The 21,885-nt window shown below is 43.3% G+C and carries 21 protein-coding genes and 1 pseudogene; 10 read left to right on the top strand and 12 right to left on the bottom strand.

What is annotated here, in order from left to right:
- Positions 1 to 241: 241 nt before the first annotated feature.
- Entirely contained in the window at positions 242 to 1,135 is an 894-nt protein-coding gene (locus AS194_RS06885; RefSeq protein WP_058024775.1) for a pirin family protein, read from the bottom strand.
- Positions 1,136 to 1,407: 272 nt separating this feature from the next.
- Between AS194_RS06885 and AS194_RS06890 the strand changes: the two genes are divergently transcribed.
- Together AS194_RS06890 and AS194_RS06895 are read left to right on the top strand one after the other, a co-directional pair.
- Positions 1,408 to 2,460 carry a 5'-nucleotidase gene (locus AS194_RS06890; RefSeq protein ID WP_058024776.1) on the top strand — a complete coding sequence of 351 codons (1,053 nt, stop codon included), beginning with the start codon at positions 1,408 to 1,410 and terminating at the stop codon, positions 2,458 to 2,460.
- 40 nt (positions 2,461 to 2,500) lie between these two features.
- Complete coding sequence (locus AS194_RS06895; protein WP_058024777.1) at positions 2,501 to 3,106, top strand: rhomboid family intramembrane serine protease; 606 nt, start codon at positions 2,501 to 2,503, stop codon at positions 3,104 to 3,106.
- A gap of 79 nt (positions 3,107 to 3,185) precedes the next feature.
- Here AS194_RS06895 and AS194_RS06900 read toward each other — a convergent pair whose 3' ends face one another.
- The 4 genes from AS194_RS06900 to AS194_RS06915 all read right to left on the bottom strand — a co-directional run bounded on the left by AS194_RS06900 (position 3,186) and on the right by AS194_RS06915 (position 8,527).
- A complete protein-coding gene (locus AS194_RS06900; RefSeq protein WP_058024778.1) occupies positions 3,186 to 3,734 on the bottom strand; it encodes a hypothetical protein in 549 nt (182 codons plus the stop codon).
- A gap of 144 nt (positions 3,735 to 3,878) precedes the next feature.
- Positions 3,879 to 5,747, bottom strand: coding sequence for a sodium:solute symporter family protein (locus AS194_RS06905; protein WP_058024779.1), 1,869 nt, complete (start codon positions 5,745 to 5,747; stop codon positions 3,879 to 3,881).
- Positions 5,748 to 5,750: 3 nt separating this feature from the next.
- A complete protein-coding gene (locus AS194_RS06910; RefSeq protein ID WP_058024780.1) occupies positions 5,751 to 6,011 on the bottom strand; it encodes a DUF4212 domain-containing protein in 261 nt (86 codons plus the stop codon).
- Positions 6,012 to 6,889: 878 nt separating this feature from the next.
- Positions 6,890 to 8,527, bottom strand: coding sequence for an electron transfer flavoprotein-ubiquinone oxidoreductase (locus AS194_RS06915; protein ID WP_058024797.1), 1,638 nt, complete (start codon positions 8,525 to 8,527; stop codon positions 6,890 to 6,892).
- A gap of 453 nt (positions 8,528 to 8,980) precedes the next feature.
- Here AS194_RS06915 and AS194_RS06920 point away from each other — a divergent pair, with 453 nt between their 5' ends.
- From AS194_RS06920 to AS194_RS06935, 4 genes are all read left to right on the top strand, one after another.
- Positions 8,981 to 9,664, top strand: a complete 684-nt coding sequence (locus tag AS194_RS06920; RefSeq protein WP_058024781.1) for a DUF1285 domain-containing protein — start codon at positions 8,981 to 8,983, stop codon at positions 9,662 to 9,664.
- Between the two features lie 275 nt (positions 9,665 to 9,939).
- Positions 9,940 to 10,830, top strand: a complete 891-nt coding sequence (gene murI, locus AS194_RS06925) for a glutamate racemase (protein WP_058024798.1) — start codon at positions 9,940 to 9,942, stop codon at positions 10,828 to 10,830.
- Positions 10,831 to 10,995: 165 nt separating this feature from the next.
- Positions 10,996 to 12,033: a DUF4062 domain-containing protein gene (locus AS194_RS06930; RefSeq protein WP_058024782.1), complete on the top strand. Its 1,038-nt coding sequence runs from the start codon at positions 10,996 to 10,998 to the stop codon at positions 12,031 to 12,033.
- A 237-nt stretch (positions 12,034 to 12,270) separates the two neighbouring features.
- Positions 12,271 to 12,570, top strand: coding sequence for a hypothetical protein (locus AS194_RS06935; protein WP_058024783.1), 300 nt, complete (start codon positions 12,271 to 12,273; stop codon positions 12,568 to 12,570).
- Positions 12,571 to 12,691: 121 nt separating this feature from the next.
- Here AS194_RS06935 and AS194_RS06940 read toward each other — a convergent pair whose 3' ends face one another.
- From AS194_RS06940 to msrA, 6 genes are all read right to left on the bottom strand, one after another.
- Entirely contained in the window at positions 12,692 to 14,152 is a 1,461-nt protein-coding gene (locus AS194_RS06940; RefSeq protein WP_058024784.1) for a lytic murein transglycosylase, read from the bottom strand.
- 238 nt (positions 14,153 to 14,390) lie between these two features.
- Positions 14,391 to 14,609, bottom strand: a complete 219-nt coding sequence (locus AS194_RS14060; RefSeq protein WP_319822863.1) for a DUF1499 domain-containing protein — start codon at positions 14,607 to 14,609, stop codon at positions 14,391 to 14,393.
- A 3-nt stretch (positions 14,610 to 14,612) separates the two neighbouring features.
- Positions 14,613 to 14,939: a hypothetical protein gene (locus AS194_RS14065; RefSeq protein ID WP_264753440.1), complete on the bottom strand. Its 327-nt coding sequence runs from the start codon at positions 14,937 to 14,939 to the stop codon at positions 14,613 to 14,615.
- A 20-nt stretch (positions 14,940 to 14,959) separates the two neighbouring features.
- The gene (locus tag AS194_RS14070) at positions 14,960 to 15,109 is read right to left on the bottom strand and encodes a hypothetical protein (RefSeq protein ID WP_264753441.1); all 150 of its coding nucleotides are present in this window, start codon (positions 15,107 to 15,109) and stop codon (positions 14,960 to 14,962) included.
- 60 nt (positions 15,110 to 15,169) lie between these two features.
- Positions 15,170 to 15,835: a thiopurine S-methyltransferase gene (gene tmpT, locus AS194_RS06950; RefSeq protein ID WP_058024785.1), complete on the bottom strand. Its 666-nt coding sequence runs from the start codon at positions 15,833 to 15,835 to the stop codon at positions 15,170 to 15,172.
- Between the two features lie 177 nt (positions 15,836 to 16,012).
- On the bottom strand, positions 16,013 to 16,534 hold the full coding sequence (gene msrA / locus AS194_RS06955) for a peptide-methionine (S)-S-oxide reductase MsrA (protein ID WP_058024786.1): 522 nt from the start codon (positions 16,532 to 16,534) through the stop codon (positions 16,013 to 16,015).
- 224 nt (positions 16,535 to 16,758) lie between these two features.
- On the opposite strand from msrA, the gene cmoA reads away from it, so the two are divergent.
- The 3 genes and pseudogenes from cmoA to AS194_RS06970 all read left to right on the top strand — a co-directional run.
- Positions 16,759 to 17,547: a carboxy-S-adenosyl-L-methionine synthase CmoA gene (cmoA, locus tag AS194_RS06960; protein WP_058024787.1), complete on the top strand. Its 789-nt coding sequence runs from the start codon at positions 16,759 to 16,761 to the stop codon at positions 17,545 to 17,547.
- Positions 17,548 to 17,597: 50 nt separating this feature from the next.
- On the top strand, positions 17,598 to 18,644 hold the full coding sequence (gene cmoB, locus AS194_RS06965) for a tRNA 5-methoxyuridine(34)/uridine 5-oxyacetic acid(34) synthase CmoB (protein ID WP_058024788.1): 1,047 nt from the start codon (positions 17,598 to 17,600) through the stop codon (positions 18,642 to 18,644).
- Positions 18,645 to 18,686: 42 nt separating this feature from the next.
- A pseudogene (locus AS194_RS06970) lies at positions 18,687 to 19,328 on the top strand (DUF1176 domain-containing protein); the annotation flags it as partial.
- A gap of 36 nt (positions 19,329 to 19,364) precedes the next feature.
- Here the strand turns inward: AS194_RS06970 and AS194_RS06975 are convergent.
- Complete coding sequence (locus AS194_RS06975; RefSeq protein ID WP_058024790.1) at positions 19,365 to 19,583, bottom strand: DUF2788 domain-containing protein; 219 nt, start codon at positions 19,581 to 19,583, stop codon at positions 19,365 to 19,367.
- A 442-nt stretch (positions 19,584 to 20,025) separates the two neighbouring features.
- On the opposite strand from AS194_RS06975, the gene argS reads away from it, so the two are divergent.
- Positions 20,026 to 21,855: an arginine--tRNA ligase gene (argS, locus tag AS194_RS06980; RefSeq protein ID WP_058024791.1), complete on the top strand. Its 1,830-nt coding sequence runs from the start codon at positions 20,026 to 20,028 to the stop codon at positions 21,853 to 21,855.
- Positions 21,856 to 21,885 lie beyond the last annotated feature (30 nt).

Below are 21,885 nucleotides of genomic sequence, written 5' to 3' on the forward strand. Positions count from 1 at the left end.
CATGTGAGAGTAGGTCATCGTCAGCTCCTTATACTTAAAAAGAGTCATCCTTAATTGGGTGGCTCTTTTTTTTATCTTTTATTTCTAGTGACCTACGCAGCAAATCCTATTTAAAGGATTTGCTCTTGCGCTGCCTAAAATTGGCATGCAATTTTTTAACGGTTCTCAGGTCATCGTCAGCTCTCTATTCCTAAAAAGCCCCCTTTACTTATATAGAGTAGTTAACAAACTAGCCTATCAACTAAGCCCCTTCACCAAACTTACCACTTTGGAAATCAGTGACCGCTTGCATGATTTCTTGCTGACTGTTCATCACAAAGGGACCGTATTGCACAATCGGCTCGCGTAATGGGCGTCCAGTAATCAAAATCACTTTGGTATCCTCACTACTATCAGCAGTAATGGTAACGCCATCAGTATTATCATCATTTTTCAAGATAGCCATGTTTTTACTCGGTACGATTTCGCCTTCAATATCTACTTTACCACGATACACAAAGGCAAACGCATTGTAATCGGCTGGAATGGCTTGGCTAAAGCTCGTTCCTGCTGGTAAATGGATATCCAAATACGTCGGCTCAGTAATGTCGCGCGTGACCGCCCCTTCGATGCCATGCGATGTACCTGCAATGACCGTAACGTCTACGCCATCTTCAGTTGTGTATTTAGGCAAGTCTTCACTTTGGAAGTCTTTATACCAAGGGTCATTCATTTTATCTTTGGCAGGTAGATTAAGCCACAGCTGAAAGCCTTCCATCGCGCCGTCTTCTTGTTCCGGTAGCTCTGAATGAATAACACCGCTCGCCGCTGTCATCCACTGCACGCCGCCGTTCTGTAATAGCCCTTCGTTACCCGCGCTATCACGATGGCGCATACGGCCTGTAATCATATAAGTAATGGTTTCAAAGCCGCGATGCGGGTGATTGGGGAACCCTGCGACATAATCATCTGGATTGTCACTTTTGAAGTTATCTAGCATCAAGTACGGATCGAGGCGCTGTTGCAGCTGCTGCGTCAGTACGCGAGTGAGTTTAACACCAGCGCCGTCTTGGGTATCGACTCCAGCAAAAAGCTGCTCGATTTGACGCGATTGGGTCACAGTATCTTTTTTGCTATTCGCTACAGTATTATTCATTATTCTTTCCTGATTTTTTAATATCTGTTGGTGAGCATTGATTTATTACTCTTAGCTATTTATTTGAGGCCAAAGGGGTATATTTCAATAGTATTATATAATTTGTATTAATAGGTAATAATAATAATTAAGTATTATTTAACAAATATCAGTACAAAAGGGATTACTATTAAAGAGTAGCCAATAATAAAAATCTTACTTACCTACTGAGGTTTAATTGCTAAACTGATGAGCATTAACCAATACCATGCTTAGAATAGAGAACGGATAATATGGCAGTCGATTTAACCAATACTTTAATAGTGGCTATATCAGCGACAGCATTGTTTGATTTAACGGAGTCTGAGAACCACCTTTTACAGCTACTACAGCAGCGCCCTGACGAGGCAGTAAAGGAGTTTCGCGATTATATGGCGAAGCGTGAAGATCAGCCATTAGATAGTGGTGCAGGATATCCATTAATCAAAGCGCTGCTGAATCTAAATAATTACTGTAACGACTGTCTATCAGCGGATTTAACGACCGAGTCGCCACTTGTGGAAGTCGTCATCGTCTCAAAGAGCAGTCCTGATACTGGCATTCAAGTGCTCAATGCCATTCGTGACAACGGTTTGAATATTTCACGTTCCGCCTTTGTATCCGGAAGTCCTGTGGCGCCCTATATCAAAGATTTTAATGTGGATTTGTTTTTGACCACCAATCGCGAAGATGCGCAGCAAGTGGCGGATGCCAATATCTGTGCCTGTGCGATATTGGACGCTACTCCTGTCAATACCTATAAGTTAGATACGGATCAGCTACGTATTGCCTTTGATGGGGATGCAGTATTGTTTGATGATTCTGGCGAGTTACTCTATAAGCAAAAGGGGCTACGAGCTTTTCACGATCGTGAAGTAAAAATGCGTGATTTACCGATTGAAAAAGGCCCTTACGCTGAGCTATTGATCAAACTGTCAAATTTACAGGAACGTTTACCGGCTGGTTTACAGTATTCGCCAATTAAAATTGCGCTTGTGACCGCCCGTAATGCACCTGCTGATTTGCGCGCTATTAAAACGCTGCGAGAGTGGGGCGTGAATGTCGATATGGCATTTTTTTTAGGAGGGCTGGAAAAAACAGCAGTGCTTAGGACATTTGCACCGCATATATTCTTTGATGATTCAATCAAGCATATCGATGCAGCACGTCGATTTATACCTACAGCCTTGGTTCCTTATCGTTCGACGTCGTTACTGCACGGTGATAGCTATCTAAATACTGATAAAGACGCAACATTATTGTCATTCAAGCCTGCTGTGCGCCCACTATTTGTAGTAAATCATTGAGCATGTATAGATAAGCGAAATTTAAACAATAGGATGGTATATGAATTGGCAGCAGTTGCTCAACTTGATTGTGGCGCGAATAAAGCAGGTTGTTGGTTTATACGCTTTTGTACTCATACCGATGTGGGGTATGTTTTTTTTAAATGAAGTGGCGCTATTTGGACTGTGGAATATCTTTGGGATTGTACCGCGCGCGTTAGATGTGGGCAGTATGATCGGAGTATTCGCCTCATGGACGATGCATGGCAATTTGTCACATCTGATTGGTAATACTGTCACGCTATTACAAATTTTGTTTTTGTTCGGATTATTTGAGAAAAATGCCTATCGCACGATTATCAAGCTGGTCATCGCTTCAGGATTGGTTACTTGGGTGATTGGGTCACCATCCTCTATTCATATCGGTGCATCAGGATTATGTTTTGCGATGTTTGGTTATATGATAGGCGGCGCTATTTTTGCTCGGCGTTGGGGTTATTTGATTGCTTGTATTGTCATGGGCACTGGCTATTGGCTAACCATTAAGCAAGGACTGATGCCGCAACAAGGAATCTCGTTTGCAGCACATTTTGGTGGTTTGTGTGCTGGGCTATTGCTAGGAGCCAATTCAAAACATACTTATTCAGCCTCGGCTCAGCGTTATTAATTTAATCAAGTGAGCAATCTTTTAGCACTTTTATATAACCGCTTTTTATGCAGTTACTATATCTATAATTGTTGTCGTATCAGGTATTTTGGTCAGTACAGATGTTGATAAACAATGGATCATCTGTTGCTAGCTTATACCATGCGGTGGTTTGTTTGACATGCTCATCAATCGTGAGCTTACTACCTTTTTCTGGTATGACGTAATCTGCACGTGCAGGCGCATTGCAATCGATAACCTGTGCAATTTTTTCGACACTTCTTCGTCTTTCAAATAAGTATAAATTGACCAAATGTATATCTGGATTGTCTACTTGTACGCTAGCATTACCGATATCTGCCGCGATAAAACGTAATATTTGTGGCTTAGCATAAGACCATGGACGGAACCACTGCGTACTTTTTGCTACTTTGACAACTTCTACGCCTTCTGGCAGCTCTCGCACTTGTTGACCATACCAGCTATATTCTTGGTTTATCTGAAAGGCAAAAATACCAATCGCCGCAAACAATGGGATCAGCCATTTAGGGGCACGTTTGCCTGCCAATTTGCTGAAGTGAGTTATGATCAATGCTAGTCCAGCCATCCCAAACGCGGCAGCCATCGTGGCGATAAACTCAAAAAGCATAAAGTATTCCTTAATGGGGTATGTTTATTCAATCAAGCTGAATTAATTACATTTTATTATAAGTATAAAATAAAAAATCACTCACAAGCAGCTGCTGCCTGTGAGTGGTATATAGTAACAGAAGATATATCCTCAACTGTGAGCTTAGTGGTCGATTGCACCGCCCGCGCCACGTGGAGAACGTACGCTCTCAACCAGTTCTTGAATATGCGCTGGTGGTGGAGCAGTCGCATAAGATACCGCAAATGCTACGATGAAGTTAAGTAAGGCACCAACCGCACCAAAAGATAGTGGCGAGATACCAAATAACCAGTACTCTTCAGTATCAGGGAAATTCGCAGTACCACTGATAAAGAACCAACCTTTGAAGACAAAGATATACACTAGGATAGTAATCAAGCCTGTTAACATCCCAGCAATAGCGCCTAAGTTGTTAATACGTTTAGAGAAAATACCCATCATTAGGGCAGGGAACAGGGAAGCGCCTGCAATACCGAAGGCCAATGCAACGACCTGTGCGGCAAATCCTGGTGGATTAATACCCAGATAGGTCGCTACTACGATTGCGATACCCATTGTAATACGAGCATATTTGAGTTCTTGTTTATCAGTGATGTTTGGGTTTAGGTTACGTTTGATCAAGTCATGGCTAATCGCTGAGGAAATCGCAAGTAGTAGACCCGCTGCTGTTGAGAGCGCTGCTGCCAAACCACCTGCAGCGATAAGACCAATAACCCATGATGGAAGATTGGCAATTTCTGGGTTAGCGAGTACTAAGATGTCATTGTTCACATCCAGCTCGTTACCTGCCCATCCAGCATTAGCAAAACGACCATCCAGTTCTGCATCATGTGCGATGCGAGCTGTTTCTACCGCTGCGGTAGCTGCAGCAACATCGCCACCATCCGCTTCAGCGGTGTTAAGGGCTACTTGAGCGGCACCAAGTCCACTGTCGTTATACAGCTGGATACGACCATCATTGTTTAAATCGTTATATTTGATAAGCCCTGTGTTTTCCCATGTTGCCATCCAGTCTGGACGTTGATCATACTCTAAAGGTGCTTCTGCAACCCCTTGTGGATAGACCGTATCAATGAGGTTGAGACGAGCCATCGCACCTACCGCTGGAGCGGTAAAGTACAATAGCGAGATGAATACTAGTGTCCAACCCGCTGTCCAACGTGCATCGGCCACTTTAGGAACGGTGAAAAAGCGAATGATAACGTGTGGTAGGCCAGCTGTACCAATCATCAGTGATAGCGTAAATAACACCATATTTAGCTTGTTAGGCACATCCGCCGTATAAGAGGCAAATCCTAAGTCAGTTACGACTTGATTAAGCTTAGTCAAAATAGGAACGCCAGATTCGATATCGTTTGAGAACAAACCAAGACCAGGAATTGGGTTACCCGTTAATTCAAGTGAGATAAACACAGCAGGAATGGTATACGCGACCATCAATACGACATATTGCGCGACCTGTGTATAGGTAATCCCTTTCATACCGCCTAACACCGCATAGAAGAATACAACAACCGCCGCAATGAGCAGACCCGTTGTGTTTTCAACTTCTAAGAAGCGTGAGAATGCAACACCAGCACCTGTCATCTGACCGATAACATAGGTAGTCGAGGCGATAATCAAACAAATCACGGCAATCATGGCTGCTGTTTTAGAATAAAAACGGTCACCAATAAAATCGGGCACCGTGAACTTACCGAATTTACGTAGGTAAGGTGCTAAAAGCATAGCAAGTAGAACGTAACCGCCTGTCCAGCCCATGAGGTAGGTGGAGGCGCCATAACCACTAGCAGCAATAAGACCTGCCATTGAGATGAAGGACGCGGCACTCATCCAGTCAGCAGCGGTTGCCATGCCGTTGACGACTGGATGCACCCCGCCGCCAGCAACATAGAATTCACTGGTTGAACCAGCACGTGCCCAAATCGCAATCCCGAAATAAAGCGCGAAAGATAGACCTACAAAAATAATATTAATCGCAAATTGACTCATGATCTATTCCTCGTCTACGCCATATTGTTTATCTAATTTATTCATACGCCAAGCGTAAAAGAAAATTAGAATAATAAAGACTACGATAGAGCCTTGTTGCGCAAACCAAAATCCTAAATCAGTACCACCGATTTTGATGCCCGCTAATAATGGACGTAACAAGATAGCAAAGCCATATGAGCATAGCGCCCAAATAATTAGACTACCTGTAATCAGACGAATATTGGCGCGCCAATATCCAGATGGATCGTTATGAGCTTTCATAGGACAACTCCTTTTGTCTTACCTAAAAAATATCAACCATACAAGAAGAGCTTGGGCTATTTTTTACGATGAACATCATGATAAAAAATAGACAGATACTACTTTATATAGTGACAATGAAGATGCGCAGAGGCATATCTATTTATCAGCAATTATTTAGCAAAAATAAATATCATTGTGGACATTACATTGATCCCTTAAATAAAAACTATCAAATAGCAAAGCAGGGTTCATTGAGGAAGACAGAAGGGTAGGACTATCCGGTGTCTTTTTCACAATCTCGTCTTCCTGACAAGAGTCTTAATACTTTAACGCTTCAAATATTTATACCGATTCATCTATATTAGCCAACTGATCTTTATTAGTAGCTATGAAACCAGCATAAAATCATACAAATTCCATCTTAGCACGACTCAACAGCGATAGTTACAAACAATAAAGCATAGATTGAAGTACATCTACTAAAAATCGGTTTGGTAAATATAATGCTGAATATAAGCAATGCTAAAATTATACGATAAATATCCAGTTCATGTTGATGAATTATTACTTAATATATTCTATAACAAACAAATTGCAAAGATTATTTATGTCAAAAATAAATATAGAGAACCAATAATCAAACGTGATGGTCGCATGTCGCTTGATATCTATATTGTGCACACGATTTATTCAGTTTCGTTATTATTTGAAACTTTGCAAACTTGTCGATGGGTCTGAAGCCAATCGCGATGCTTGGAGAGATTAAGCGGTACTGATGAAACAGGCTTGCTTGTGGTAGGCAAAAAAACGCCCTTTTTCTCAGAGAAGGGCGTTTTTATGGATGTATGATTTTTAATAACGATACATATACTATGCTAAACCAGAATTATCCTGATTTACATGTTTGGATAGTTAGGACCACCGCCACCTTCTGGCGTTACCCAGGTGATGTTCTGTGAAGGGTCTTTGATATCACAGGTCTTACAATGCACACAGTTCTGCGCATTGATGACAAACTTAGCGCCTTCAGCATCTTTGACCACTTCGTATACACCCGCTGGGCAGTATAGACGCGCAGGCTCAGCATACAATGGCAAGTTGATAGAGATAGGTACCGTTGGGTCAGTGAGCTTCAAGTGCGTTGGCTGATCTTCTGCATGGTTGGTATTAGAGATAAATACCGACGACAATTTATCAAATACCAACTTACCATCAGGCTTGAGATAGGTCGGTTGATAAGCATGGTTGGCACGCTCTAACTGATCGTAATCTGGAATATTGTCATGCAAGGTAAATGGCATTTTACCTTTTAGCAAGTTGTGCTCGATAAAGGTGAAAGCACCGCCCATGAACAGACCCATACGATGGATCGCAGGTGAGAAGTTACGCGACTCGTAATTGTCTTGATACAACCATGACTCTTTGTACATGGTGGTATAAGCCACTACTTCGTCATGCTGACGCTCTGCCTGTAGCGCCTCAAAGATCGCTTCGGCGGCGAGCATGCCTGACTTCATCGAGGTATGTGTGCCTTTGATTTTTGCTGGGTTTAAGAAACCAGCATCATCACCGACCAACACGCCACCTGGGAAAGTGAACTTCGGTAGTGAGTTTAGACCACCTTTAGTCAAAGCACGTGCGCCGTAAGAGATGCGCTTACCGCCTTCTAGAACATTTTTGATGACAGGGTGCGTTTTCAAGCGCTGCATTTCATCGAAGGGAGACATGTAAGGGTTGTGGTAAGACAAATCAGCCACAAGACCAAAGCTTACTTGGTTGTTTTCATCAAAGTATAACCACCAGCCACCAGTAGAGCCAGTCTCAGTCAATGGCCAGCCAAGACCATGCATGACTACGCCTTGCTCATGCTTTTCAGGCTCAACTTCCCATAGCTCTTTTAGACCGATACCATAATGCTGAGGATCAGAATCTTTATCTAGATCAAAACGGCTGATTAAGCGTTTGCCTAAATGCCCACGGCTACCTTCAGCAAAAATAGTGTATTTGGCCAGCAGCTCATAGCCAGGCTCAAAGCTAGGCTTGGCTTCGCCGTTGGCAGCCACACCCATATCACCCGTCAACACACCTCTGACTGAACCGTCATCGTTATATAAGATGTCATCGGCAGGGAATCCTGGGAACATCATCACTTCAAGCTCTTCTGCCTGTACAGCCAACCAACGAACCACATTGCCTAATGAGACAATGTAGTTACCGTCATTATGCATTGGGCCTGGAATCAATGAGTGCGGTACTTGAGTTGAACGTGTGGCAGAGTTTAGATAATAAAAACGATCTTCTGTCGCTGGTACGTTGAGCGGCGCGCCTTTGTCTTTCCAGTCTGGAATCAGCTCATTCAAGGCACGTGGTTCGATGACTGCACCTGATAAGGTATGGGCACCAAACTCGGAGCCTTTTTCGACCACACACACCATAAATTCATCGTTACCGGCTTCAATAGCGAGCTGACGTAAACGAATAGCCGCAGAGAGACCTGCAGGTCCACCACCAACGATGATGACATCGAACTCCATGGACTCACGCTCGATCTCAGGTTCCGGCTCTACGACTGGCGCTGCCGTCTCTGTTACTACTGGTGCGTCAGCGTCTACAGTAGTGCTGTCTACAACTGGCGCTTGATTGTCTTGCTCTTGCATACCTACTCCTAAACTTTAGTGGCTTATCTCAGGGCATCATTAGCGTAACAACCGAATAATAGATTTGCGGCGCTAACGTCACTCAGACATATGGCTGCCCGATAAAAATGTGTCATCAATACAAAATCCACTTGACCATTTCAATAAAAAATCGTTACTCATTATAAAAGAAAAGTCCTACAAACACGATACGCATTTATGAGCAATGGTGTTAAGGTTATATTGAAACAATAAGGGTGTTTAGATGATAAAGCTTCATCATACCCGAAACAAAAATTTATAGTAATAATAGATTTGCCAAACTTTGAATACTAGATAAAGGATTGTGCGATGAATAATGACAATAATCATGCTAATAGCAATCGTGAAAATAACGTAGAAGCTCCAGTTGGCAAGGGCTCTGGTTTGAATAACATGGATGCGCTAAGTCACTATCTTAAGTCTACAGCTGGGGCACGTGAAGGGCGCGCAATACCGCCACTCGAAAAATGGCATCCTGAAGATATCGCTGATATGGACTTAATTATCAAAGCAAATGGGGAGTGGTGGCATGAGGGTGGAAAAATGACCCGTGAGTCACTTGTCAGTTTATTTGCGACTATTTTGTGGAAAGAAGAGAACGACGGTGTAAACGAATATTTTTTGAAAACTCCTGTGCAAAAAATTCGTATTCAAGTAGAAGATGTGCCATTGCTGATCAATGATGTCGGTATCGTAAAAGAAAATGAGGTGAGCTGGTTGGAGTTTGTGACCACCACCGGTGACGTGGTGCGCTTGGACGATGAGCATCCCATTAGCTTACAAGCATATCAGCCTGGTAATGCCGCAGACCGTATAGATGAGTCGCAAGTACGCCCTTATATGCCAGTAAGAAATGGTCTGAACGCGCTGATTGGACGAAATACCTTTTATCATTTGACGGAGATTGGTGAACTAACAGAGCATGATGGTAAGACGATGTTGACCTTACAAAGTGGTGGGAAGTCTTACTCTATGACTATGCCAGACCATTAAACGTTAATACATCAACAGCAGCATTTATAGATTATGACAATAAAATCCATTTCATCAGTGGAGATGTCATAATACAAGAAACGCAGATATCTCTGATTGAGTAGAAATCAGAGATAATATAGAGATGATGATATGTATCTAAAAGTGGCGGTGAAGTAACGATGGCGAGTGCTGCAAATCAGATGACAACAAGTCAAGCAAATATAGAACACACAAATATTTTGGATAGTCATGTGCTGTCAAAGACTTCTATTAACAATGCTGGCATGAATGCAATGGTTATCGATGCAGCCAGCATTGATGATGCCCAACGTGCTCCGATAGGACTATTCGATTCGGGGATTGGCGGCTTATCGGTTTATTTGCATTTGGCCCAGCAACTACCTAATGAGCGTTATATATATTACGCTGATACCTTAAATGTCCCTTATGGCAACCGCGAGAGCGATGATATCGAGTCGCTCACGCTAAAAGCCGTTGAATGGCTGCATAAGCAAGGCTGTAAGCTGATTGTGATCGCTTGTAATAGCGCATCAGCTTATGCCCTAGATACAGCGAGACGCTCTTATCCGAATATGCCTATTGTAGGTCTAGTACCAGCGTTAAAGCCTGCGATATTGGCAAGCAACAGCGGTCATGTCGCGGTATTGGCCACGAAGGCGACGCTCAATGGCCGGCTGCTTAATGACGTTATTACCAATTTTGCCAATCCAAATGGTACGGTGGTGACAAAATATTTTGATCCACAGCTGGTACCTTGGGTTGAGGCTGGCATGCCATTACAAGATGAGACCGCGCAGCGCTTGCGCCAACAAATACAAGTATTTGCAAATGAAGGAATTGATCATCTCGTGCTAGGCTGTACACATTATCCATTTTTTAAATCTTTTTTATTAGACGAAATTGCGCAGCAGCAGTTGGCCATACAGGTGGTTGACTCTGGGCAAGCCATCGCTGAACGAGTCAAGCAACTTTTGAGCGAAAGTAAACTCGCCACGGCTTTTTTGGACAAGACAAGTATTCGTAATCTGAATACAATCGATAGGACAAATGTCGATATTAGACAGCCATTAACTTTCCATGCGACTAAATATAGTGATAGACTAAGCGCTTTGATTGAACGCTTACTTGGTCAAGAGACTATACTGCAATACTATTCTGAGTAATGGTTAGCAAAGATATTTATGCAAAAACCTTTATTGCAGCATGGATGTGGTTAAAATACGTCGAATGTATTTTCGCAAGACTGTGCGAGTTGATACAAAACAAGATATTTTTGCTCTATTTCGTTTTATTCCCTTTTATGCCGCAACCTAAGCTCAGAGGTAATCGTGCCACATCGCCGCTATCATATTCATGTTATATGTGCTGACAACGATCAATTATTGGTGTTGGACAGCGTAGCGATATTTTTTCAAGTACGGGCGTTTTTGACTTATGACGTGTCTAGTAAGTTGCCAAAAGCTTCGCTATATGGTCGACAATGTATTGATTCTTGTGATTATGCATTGATGATCATTGGAGACAGTTACGGAGCCGTACAAAAGACAGGCGTGAGCCAAATGCATTTGAGTTACCTGAATGCCAAAGCTAAAGCCAAGCCCCTACTGATTTTCATCAAAAATCACTACCAAGAGACGGGTGTCAGTCGCCAATTACAAGAACTGATTAAACTCGTCTCTAGGCAAGACAATCAGATTTATTACTATGATACAGAGGACGATATCGAAGCGTTACTCGTACAAGCCTACTACAGCGCAGTAGCCAGTCATAAAGTGAGAGGTGGCTGGGTGAGAGCGACTGAGGAGATGATTAAATTTAGTCGACAAACGGTCGCCGAAAGACTTGCTGATCTCTTATCTAAGAATAAAAATACCAACACCAATACTAATACTAATACTAATACTAATACCAAGAAAGAACATTCTGTTGATGAGGGTTTTGCGGCTGACAATGTTAGCAAACCAATTGTATTGACACAAACGTTTGATGTGCAATATAGTGCTCAAGCTTATGAAGGTGGTAACTTGAAGGATGTTACCAGAGAAGTAATATTATCTTGGCAAGAAGTATTAATCACCTTAATGAAAATACCGTCTACATTTTCGAGCTACGGGCTACAAAATGCCATTAATCGTCTGATCTCCCCAAAAGCTGAGATAGATATCAAAAACGATATGCCAAACGTTCACGCTGTCTCACGCTGCCAAATCTCTCAAGATGATCTCAATAAACTACAACGTCAGCTAGTAAGCGCCAACTGGATACAATTGACGACCTACGGTACACGTTTGTCACAAGAGCTTTGGAAGCTTACTTTTCATGCCAGAAGCCTACTAGAAGCTGAAAACGCTCAAACAGATGAATGACATTAGGTTTTGGCATACGTTCACCTTTTAGCTTTTCATAAAATATGGGCAAAAATACATCTTATGCTCCTGACTACGTTTTGTAATACAAAGCATACGCGTCAATGGTTGTGAATCGACTCAAGACTCGTGATAATAAGAACCATCAAATACTAATCTTATTTATATTAAAACTGGTATTAAAATTAAAAATGCATAAAACGTATTACACTATTGACCGATTAAGGAGAGCACACAATGAGTAACGCTAAAAATGACGAGTTATTAAGAGAGCTTGATGGTCTAGAGAAAAACATGCATGACGCTGATCAATTTCATACACTAGAAGAACAAGTGGCAGATATGAAACGTCGCGGTATCGACCCTAGCCAAGCCTACAAAGATTTGGATAGAAAAGCAGAAGATGAAGACTGGGGTGATGCGACTTGGAAAGAAAATGGCAAGTGGGAGCCAAAAACGGCTGCTGATCTAGATGATAACGCTCGTGAAAACTGGGACGGTGACAACGGTAAGCCAAACCCGCCACCCATTGTCTAAATCTTTTTTTAAATATCGATGTGATAGGTGAAGGTCTTCACTAGGCATCAAACATAAAAAAGCCACGCTAATTATAGCGTGGCTTTTTTAATGATTTACGGTAGCACTATTCGTTACATTATTATGACCCTTCGTCAATGCGAACTAGCTTGATCGTACCATCGGCACTAGCAACACGGCGATAGCGCGTATTAGTAGAAGTTGAAGGACTTATCGATGGTTGAGAAGAATAGCTATTAGGCGTAGTGGTCTGCTGCTCAATTAGCTGCCCCATACGATCGGCAGGCGCAGGGTTCAAAGGTCGGCTATTCGCTGGCTGAACGTACTGCCCTGGACTTGGTGCTGCATTACCAACGATAGCACGATAGAACTTTTGGCCTGCGCGTCCATCTGCTGGGAAAATGCCACGACTGGTCTGATATTGCTGGATAGCCGTGCGCGTGTTGTCCCCAATGATGCCATCAACACTACCAATATCATAGCCTGCATTTAACAAGGCTTGCTGAATATCTTTTGCTTGTTGACGACTGATACCAGGATCATCTGTTGGCCACGCGGTGATAAAGTCTGTTTTGCTACTGTCTTCGCGAGTAATCAAATCTGATAAATGGGCGATAGCCAAGGCATAGTTTTCTGAAGCATTATACGAGTAGAACGTATCAAAGTTTTTACCAACCAAAAACGCAGGACCATCGACACCAGCTGGTAGCAATAAACCCGCACGACTCAAGTCATAAGGCAGCGGACTACCGTTAGCCAGCGTCAGACCTTGATTGCGCCAATGGCTGATAGATTTTTTGTCTTTACGGTTAGAAGCCGCCCAAAATCCATCAGGTAGTTTGACTTCATAACCCCAAGGCTCACCCGTGCGATAACCACGTTTGTCTAAAAAATTTGCAGTAGAGGCAAGTGCATCGGGCACACTATTTACGAGGTCACGACGACCATCGCCGTCACCGTCTACTGCTAGCTCTAAAAAGGTACTTGGCATAAACTGCGTTTGCCCAAACGCACCTGCCCACGATCCCGTCATGTCATTAGGTGCGATATCGCCATTTTGCACAATTTTTAGCGCATTGGCGTACTCACCTTGGAAATAGCTTTGACGACGATCAAAACAAGACAACGTCGCTAACGATTCAAACAATGGCTTTTTGCCCAGCGTCTGACCAAAGTTAGACTCTACGCCCCACACGCCAAGCACATGCTCCGCTTTTACGCCATAGCGCGATTCGATTTGGTGCAGCGTGTCACGCCACTGGCGCTTGGCACGGATACCATCTTCGACACGCTCTTTGTCTACTAGCGCGGATAGATAATCCCAGACATCTTTTTGAAACTCTGGCTGATAGTTGAGTGACTGAATGACACTAGGATCAGGCTGGCTTGGACGATAGTTGTTAAAGGTATAGCTATTGACACCGCGAAACTTGCTCGAATTTTTTAGGCCATCCAAGCATTGCTGAAATTCACTATTGGACAGATCTGGAGCGGGGGGCTGAGCTGCTTGGGCAGTGCTCGCAAGGCTAATGCCAACTGCAACACTAAGCAATGACAAGGTAGAAAAAGGAGTCAAACGCATGAAAATATCCTATAAACATCAAAGTGATTATTGAGAGAAAAAAGCAAAAGGTAAAAAACGATATTAACGTAGAGTAACCAATCTAAACAGTAAAGAAAAGCTGTCGAAGTACTAAGATTATGAATGGTTACGATAAATTGACGATGGCGTGAGGTTGGGAGAGTATTTTGTTGAGCTAAAAGTTCAAAGTGTCAGACAGCATTTAAATTTCAGAGATTTTTTAGCAAATAGAACCTATCTACTTAGCTAGCAAATTATCCAACTCTTTAATAAAGCCATGAATCCGCGCCGCATTTTTACCCAAATCGCTACCACCAATCCGCGACTTACTACGTATATCGACTAAACGTTCATTCTCGCTATCCGTGACAAGTACGATGATATCGTCTTTAAAACCGAAACAAGCAGTGGTGTCCGTCGCTTCTATAATGCCTTTATCTGCATCAATATTGACCAGCTTTCAGCCCAAGTTCTCAATGGCTTGTGTGCTTGCCGCAACCAATTCAGGTTGCGTTTGGTCATAGCGTAATGTCTGTAATTCAGGATAACCGATACGCTGTTGCTCTGCGGTCTCGATACCATCGTAAGCGACTGGATTGGGTGCATCAGCGCGTAGTGGGGCAATGGCGACAAATGCAGGTGGGTTCACCAAGTCGGTCGAGATATCATGGATGGGCGGTACGTTTTTGGCGGTATTCATCATGCTGAGTGGTATGGCAATGGCAGTGATAGCAAGCACTGCTGAGATTAACGCACTACCAATGCTCGCCGTGTTTCGTTTAAACAATAGCTGTATGGTTAATAGTATTAATGCCGCAATACCAGTAAATAAAATACCCCAAATTTAAACCCTGTAAACGCATTCGCTAACTCAATCAAGCCAAACTTATAAAGTGGCCCTGCAAGCGCGACCAGTAAGACAGCAATCAGACTTATCAGACCAACGAATATTTTCATTGCGCTTCTTCATTGTGATTGAGTACTAACTCATTGCTGCGCAAACCAATTCTTTATTGCTTATTTCAATAGCCAAACCTGCTCTGTCACTTTTAGGTCAGGCATGGAGCCAATAGAGCTAGGCTCACTTGCTAGCTTACAGATCTGATAGTGGCTGCCATAATACTGCTGTAGTTGTTGACTGTTGATAGAGAACGGCGGCCCATCTTTTTTACTTTGATCGTAATTAAGCGTTATTAGCAATTGTGGCGCATTGTCGCTAACTTTACGTATCTGTTCGCTATAGTCGGGACGCATATCAGCTGGCAGAGCAATCAAAGCTGCTTTATCATATATCGCATCGATAGTACCTAGATCTGTAGAGGTCAAGGCAAAGATATCAGCGGCCCAGAGTGTAATAGTTCGCTGCTCATCACCATCTACCAGCTGACCTTGGTAGCATTTAATATCTGGATTTTCTACATGCTGAGAGACAATAGGTTGGATATTTTGTTCAGCAAAGAATTCTTGTACGGCTGTCTCAACCAACTCAACGCCCACCACATCATACCCTTGTGCTGCGAGCCAAACCATATCGATAGATTTGCCGCAAAGAGGAACAAAGATACGGCTACCGACTGCTAAATCTAAGTGATCAATATACTCAGTTAATAATGGATTAACAGCTGACTGATTAAATCCGATACGCTTTTCTTGCCAGCGTTTGTGCCAAAATTCAGGAGTCATAATTTACGCCTACTTAGTTTACGTTTATAAATATTTGCTAGTATCACTATCATACTGCCTTATTTGGAAATGTTTAATTCAATAAAAAGCCAAACACCTATCATATAAGTGTTTGGCTAATATCGAGTATCATGCTAATGATCTTTTGAATGAATAATATACTATTCACACTAGCGTTTAGCTTACCATATATTGACTAAATTCTTTACGCAGTTTGGCAAGCTTGGGCGGTATGGCAAAGTTGCAATAAGCCTGTCCTGGGTTTCTGTTAAAGAAGTCTTGATGCGCCTCTTCTGCTTGGTAAAACTCAACGGCAGGATGTACTTCTGTGACGACATTGATGCCCATGTCACGCAGTTTATTGATCGTGCGGTCGACCGTTGGTTTCTGATCTTCCTCGGTATAAAAGACCACGCTGCGATACTGGCTGCCAACGTCATTGCCCTGACGATCCATCGTGGTGGGATCATGCGTGGCAAAGAAGACATCGAGGATGACTTCTAGTGGAACAGTCGTCTCATCAAATTCGACTTTGATGACTTCGACGTGTCCAGTGTCACCACCACATACGGCTTCATAGTTGGCTGATACCGCGTCGCCGCCCATATAGCCTGAAACGACAGACTGCACGCCTTTTACGGATAAAAAGACGGATTCGGTGCACCAAAAGCAGCCACCGCCTAATACGATTGTTTGCATAATTTTTTCCTATTTTTATAAATATAAAATCATCGTTGTTTGCCTAGGTGTTATCTATCAAACAATGTCGTTTAGCTTAGCAGGGCATCTGGTGGCGATAAGTAACAAACAGTAATGTTATAATGGGCTTTTGCTACGTTGATTTGCTATCGATAAATAGCGCGAGCAAAACTACCAAGTACTTTCTTATTTACGTTCTATTATCACAGAATACGAGTCGCCCCATGAGCCAATCCCAGCCTGCCATTATCAAACATGACACCCTTTTTGATAAACCGTTTACCACGCCACTCGATAAAGCGGCGCGTTTTTCTTTTGATGAGCAAGTGGTGGCTTGTTTCCCCGATATGATTCGCCGTAGCGTACCCGGTTATGGTCAGGTATTGGCCATGCTGCCCATATTTGCCCGTCGTCACTGCAAGTATCGTCAGCAAAGTGATAATGGTCAACGCGTTAGCCGTGTTTATGACTTGGGCTGCTCGCTTGGTGCCGCCAGTATGACGCTGGCTGGTGAGTTTGATCCGCAAGATTTGCAGATCAAAGCGATTGATATCTCCCCTGCGATGACGACCGAAGCCACGACGTTATTGAGTGATAATTATCCTGAGCACGATATCGAAGTCATTACTGCAGACATTCGCGACGTTGAGCTTGAGCCATGCGACATGGTGATTTTAAACCTAACGCTACAGTTTTTACCAGCAGCCGATAGAGTCGCAGTATTAGAAAAAATTTATGCGGCCTTGAGCGAAGGCGGCATACTGGTATTAACCGAAAAAACTCATGCCTTTGATGAGCAGTATGATGCGTGGTTGGTTGAGCGTTATTATGATTTTAAACGTGCCAATGGCTATACCGAAATGGAAATCAGTGGCAAACGTAATGCATTAGAAAACGTGCTGATTACGGATACGTTAGATGAGCATCATGCACGGTTAGATCAGGTTGGCTTTAAACGTCATCTGACGTGGTTTCAGTTTTTAAATTTTGTCTCTATTGTGGCGTTTAAATAATCCTTACTTTTAACACAGTTATTTCTTAATCATTACGGTAATCTGCTTCTATGCTAAACGACACAATTACGCACGCCGAACGCGAACTATATTTAACCCTATTAGAGCTGGCTCAGCAGCAGCCGAGCGCTTATGAGTGGCTGACGCGACTGCCAACATGGTTAAATGACATCAAGGACAAAGCTAACTACGCACATGCGCCTGCTTATCAAGCGTCAGTCGCTCGTTTACCACAATTGACTGTCAATCACGTCGATCTCAACAGCGATACATTGACGATTGAAGCAAGTCTAAATGAGTCTCAGCGCAAACAAACAACGGCGTTATTAAAGCAGTTGATGCCGTGGCGTAAAGGCCCATTTCAGATTGGCGGTCAAATCGGCAATGATGAGTCAGGTATTAAGATTGATACCGAGTGGCATAGTGATTGGAAATGGCAACGTGTTGCGCCGCATTTGAGTAGGCTAGACGGTCGCCGCGTATTGGATGTCGGTGGCGGCTCTGGCTATCACGGTTGGCGGATGGCTGGCGCAGGGGCGGATACCGTTATTATTATTGATCCGTCATGTTTGTTTTACCATCAGTTTATGGCGATTCGTCATTTTATCGGTAGCGCGGATGCTCATGAGACGGGCCGCTATCGTACGCATTATATTCCTGTGCCACTTGAAGCATTGCCCGAGCATAGCCAACTGTTTGACACCGTATTTAGCATGGGTGTGCTCTATCATCGCCAGTCACCGTTCGAGCATTTACAACAGTTGAAAGGGCAGTTGGTCAAAGGCGGTGAGCTAGTGCTTGAGACGTTAGTTATCGAAGGCGATGCCAATACAGTCCTAGTACCGCACGACCGCTACGCGCAGATGAATAACGTGTATTTTTTACCATCGGTCGCCGCATTGATAGGCTGGCTAGAAAAAGCAGGTTTCTCAGAAGTGCGTTGTGTCGATATGGCTGTCACCTCAACGGAGGAGCAACGAAAAACCGAATGGATGACCTATCATTCGTTGACAGACTTCTTAGATCCTGATGATTATACTAAAACCATTGAGGGCTATCCTGCACCCATGCGTGCAACCTTGATTGCAAAAAAATAGCATTTATTGTATTAAAAAACAGGGAATGATGATGACGCACAAGGTCGAGTCGGCACTTCAATGGCATTGATCAGTAAGCGTCGCTCAAATCGCCAAATACCTAAGGCGGCATTGCCAATTCCCACCATCAATAAAGCATTTGCGTATTCAGCAAAAGATAATAAGACGCTCGCCCTATCAAAACTTAAATACTTTCAGCAAAATATAAATAACTGGGTCGACATTGACTCCAAGCAGCTCATCGGATCTGGAAATACGATAGGTGATTGTGAGCTGGTCAATCCAAAAACTGAAGCGTATCAACGGATGTCAGAGTATGGTTCTGCTATGCTTGGCTGGGACTTTATACCAGTAGATAAAGCGCATACGTTAGCCACGCATCTTTGCTGGTCAGGCCCTTACAACTCAAGCACGGGTTATTGGCTCATTAATAACGATAAGCCTAGCAATCCTATGCTCATTACGACAGCAGGTAATGAGTATGATGCAGGTGAGATACGCGCCGCTAACAAAGACCGCGGCATCGGTGATTGCTGGAATAGTGCGACATGGACGTGGAATGGTAAAACGTTTGTTAAAAGCGCAGAGGCGAGCACAGGATTGTGTCGCGGTTTTGCTGGTGGGGCATGGGATCTACCCACCTATGTGAGTAAAGTCATAGACAGTAATGGTAAGGCCCAATAAGAAATTTTTTGGGATTTAATGATAAAAAATGACTGATTATATCAGCCATTTTTTGAAAGCGACCTCCATGACTATTTTAAGGATAAAGCCAACAGAGCCTGCGCCAAGGGCCAAAAAGATCCAAAAGGTACCTGCGCGCCCAGCATCAGAGGTTTTAGAGATATCCCACATGATAAAGAATAAGAAAGCGATGAATATCGGCAGTAAGACGTATAAGCCCCAACTGGTGATCGTACTGGCAGCAATAGCAAACATAGCGTAATCCTATAGGTAATAACGCGTCTTCTATGGCGTAAAAGCGTCATAGAAGCGCAATATAAACCATCATTATAACGTGTAAGCAGTTGCGTATAAACGACTGCTCAGTATCGAGCAACAGGAACGCTACAATTGACAAAGTCATTCGCTCATTGATTTTATATTATTTATACCAGATTTATTTTACTAAGCATCAGCAAACGAGCGAACAAAATTTATATTAATCCCAATTATCAATATTAGTTGTCATAACGGTAAGATTTTAGGGCTAATTTTGGCGCAAATGGTGCAATAAAGCGCAAAGATTGTTATATTTACAGATTACTTATCTTTTTGCATTATTTTATCCCTGCAATGTCGGTCGGCACTATAATAAGCAGTTATCGACTGCTCGCATTCGCACCGTTTTTGTTGTTTATTTAATTGAGTTCAAATCCCTATGTCACAAGCCCAAATTGATACGCTTGCATCCCTATTCAATGATGCCATTCAAACCTTACAAGCAGATGGTACGCTACCAAGCGACTGGCAGAATAACAGTCAAATCACGCGTACGAAAGATTTAAGCCACGGTGATTTTGCCAGCAATATCGCACTGACGGCGGCCAAAGCAGCAAAGGCTAATCCGCGTCAACTCGCTGAAAAAATCGTCAGCGCGCTGCCTGAGAATCAAGACATTCGCCAAGTAGAAATCGCCGGTCCTGGGTTTATTAACGTATTTTTAAACTCAGAGGCTAAGTTTTCGGTATTAGACGATATCTTTACCTTGCAAGATCGTTTTGGTCTGAGTAATCAGTTTGATGGGCAAAAGGTACAAGTCGAGTTTGTCTCTGCCAATCCCACCTCAAGTCTGCATGTCGGTCACGGACGCGGTGCGGCGTTTGGTATGAGCGTGTCAAACTTGCTAGAAGCCATCGGTTACGACGTCACACGTGAGTATTATGTTAATGATGCGGGTCGTCAGATGGATATTTTGGCGACCAGTACCTATTTGCGTTATTTAGAATTGAATGGCGAAACGGTCACTTTCCCAGTCAATGCCTATCAAGGCGACTACGTTCGCGATATCGCACAGACATTAAAAACGCAGCATGGTGATAGCTACGTTCATCGTTTTGCCGATGTTGCCAAAGACGTACCAGAAGACGCAAAGTTTGAGATCAATGCGGATGGCGAAAAAACGCTCATTTCAGGTGACAAAGAAGCGCATATTGATGGTTTGATTGCGGGTAGCAAAGCCTTGCTTGGTGATAGCTACGCGCTATTTTTGAATGCGGCATTGAGCAGTATTTTGGCCGATATCAAAGACGATTTGAATGACTTTGGTGTGAGCTACGAGTGCTGGTTCAGTGAAAGATCGATTGATAGCGAGATTGAGCCTGTCCTACAAATACTCGATGACAAAGGTTACTTGTACGAAAAAGACGGCAACATCTGGTTCAAATCGACCGATTTTGGTGATGAAAAAGACCGCGTGGTTCGCCGTGCTAATGGTCAGTCGACGTATTTTGCCTCGGATATTGCTTATCATAAAAACAAGTTTGATCGCGGTTTTGACAAAGTGATTAACGTTTGGGGCGCAGATCACCACGGTTATGTGCCACGCGTAAAAGCGGCGCTGCTCGCGTTGGGGATTGATGCTGAACGTCTTGATGTCGTGCTCGTACAGTTTGTGGCGTTGTGGCGCGGCAGTGAAAAAGTACAAATGTCTTCACGCTCAGGTCAGTTCGTTACTTTGCGTGATTTACGTGCAGAAGTCGGCAATGATGCGGCGCGTTTTTACTATGTCGCGCGTAAGCCTGAAGTACACATTGACTTTGATTTAGAGCTTGCCAAATCACAAAGCAAAGACAATCAAGTGTATTATATTCAGTATGCGCATGCGCGTGTTTGCCGTGTATTAGAAAAACTGGCAACCTACGATTTGGCAGTAGATGATGCTGTTGGTTTGGCACATCAAGATTTGCTTAATGCGCCCAATGAAGACGAGTTGATTAAACTGTTAGCTGGTTATCCAGCGACACTATTACGTGCAGCGACTGGCTACGAGCCGCATGTCTTGACTAACTACTTAAAAGAGCTTGCTGCATTGTTCCACGGTTGGTATGACACCAATCGCATTTTGCCTGTGAGTCTCACGTCAGGTGAAACACCAAGCTCAGATGAGATGGCATTGATGCAAGCACGTTTGCGCTTGTCCAAAGCAGTTAGACAAGTATTGGCGAACGGCCTTGGTTTGCTCGGCTTGTCAGCACCTTCTGCTATGTAGTCATTTTCTAACATGTGACATGAGTATAGA

Source organism: Psychrobacter piscatorii, from assembly GCF_001444505.1.
Taxonomy (GTDB): Bacteria; Pseudomonadota; Gammaproteobacteria; order Pseudomonadales; family Moraxellaceae; genus Psychrobacter; species Psychrobacter piscatorii_B.